Below are 1648 nucleotides of genomic sequence, written 5' to 3'. Positions count from 1 at the left end.
CAATGTCATTAAGTTAAGAGAAGACAAATAATACAACGAGGATTTCGAAATTCAGATATAGTCTTTTTCTGAGTTCGGAATCCTTTTTTGCTATATTCTTGAAGGTATATTAGATTTATATGTATGCCAAAAAGACAGATTGTCATCTGCCATTTTTAATAGTATTATTGTTATGGATTAAGCTACTCTGTAGAGGAATCCAACTGCGGTCTGGGATTTGACTTTACGAGGGTCTTGACGCCCAGGCCGTATTGGTAAAATATATTTCTGTATTAATGTAACGACATCCAATGACGTTACATTAATACACTTTAGATATCGCTTACAAATGCTAATCGCCATAGTAAAATTTACCTGATAGCTATGTCTCGCTTTTTTAGGAGATTCAATTACAACGCAGGTTGTGATTATTTCACAGAAGTTGTACAGTGTTAATCTGGCATATATTTCCTGCTTAATATAGTCTACTTTCTTAGCATGGAAATTAGTTAACCCGATGGCATACTTAAGTTCTCTAAAACCCGTTTCTATTCCCCATCTCATATGATATAGTGATTTGATAACATCTGGCGAGAATTCCTCTGATGGAATATTCGTAATGATACTCTCATATGAATTTTCTCCAATCAAAAAACGTACCACTCTAAATTTCATTAAATATGTTTCTTTGCTTCCAATCGGAAGATAATCAAAAACCTGACAAGTTGGCATAAATTTATATTTTTGTGGATTGGACTTAATTTCTTTTGTTTGACGTCTAGTCAGCAAAAATGAGATTTCTTTATCAAAGGATTCATCCGGAAGTTTTCCTATCCCAGATAAAATACCGTTACTATGAATATCTTTTGCACGTATTAAAAACTTCCACTTTTTTTCCTGTGCATGAGCAAACAAGTTATAGCTTTCGTAACCTCTATCTGCCATTAGAATAACATTTTTATCAGTCATGGTTGTCCGGTCAATCATTTGAACGCAAGCCCGGAATTCATTTTCATCGTTTCTGTTTTGAACAATAGCATCCACATAGGTTCTACTACAAACATCATATAAAGCGTTTAGATGGAGCTGGTTGAAACCTTTATCCGTTGGAGTACTTCGATAATAGGTATTCTTATCATCAGGATTTCTATGTATGTTTAAATCAGAGCCATCGCATGCTAAAAGGCGGTAATTTCTCCATGTTTTGGGTCGTATTGTAGCTTCCGTAAACGTATGAAATAAGTAATCAAAAGCTTCTGGCAATATTTTGCTACGTTGTTGATTAAAAGCTGAAACGGTAACTGTTTCCGGCGAGAAATCAAAATGATCTAATAGTTCCGTTCCTAGTGAGCGTCCCTCCATAGAAATAAAAAAATGAAAAAATGTATCAAAATCCAATTTCCTTTTCCTTGAGAAATCACTTTCTGGATTCTTTACAAAAAGCCAAGGAACTGTACTCATTTCTTTAATTGATTCAGAAAGTGTTTGTTTTACAAATGAAATATGGTCTCGCATGTGGTTTTCCTCCTTGAAATATATAATCAAAGGGCTTCGCCACATTTTTCTCATTATTTGTCAAGAGTTTTTTGGTTTTTATTACATAAAAAAAGAGCAGGGTATGTATTTCTACATACTCTACTCATGCGTCATTCTTAACTTAATGACATTG

General features: G+C 33.9%; 1 protein-coding gene. It reads right to left on the bottom strand.

Going from position 1 to position 1648, the window contains the following annotated elements:
• Window positions 1-177: 177 nt before the first annotated feature.
• Window positions 178-1494, bottom strand: a complete 1317-nt coding sequence (locus BUA79_RS12130) for an IS4 family transposase (protein WP_073994675.1) — start codon at window positions 1492-1494, stop codon at window positions 178-180.
• Window positions 1495-1648: the final 154 nt, after the last annotated feature.

The organism is Parasporobacterium paucivorans DSM 15970 (genome assembly GCF_900141895.1).
In the GTDB taxonomy this organism is placed as follows: Bacteria; Bacillota; Clostridia; order Lachnospirales; family Lachnospiraceae; genus Parasporobacterium; species Parasporobacterium paucivorans.
This window is presented reverse-complemented; position numbering and strand designations above follow the sequence as displayed.

Bases quoted from the DNA above. Each gene is read 5' to 3' on its own strand.
- BUA79_RS12130 (WP_073994675.1), bottom strand. From the start codon at position 1,494: ATGCGAGACCATATTTCATTTGTAAAACAAACACTTTCTGAATCAATT.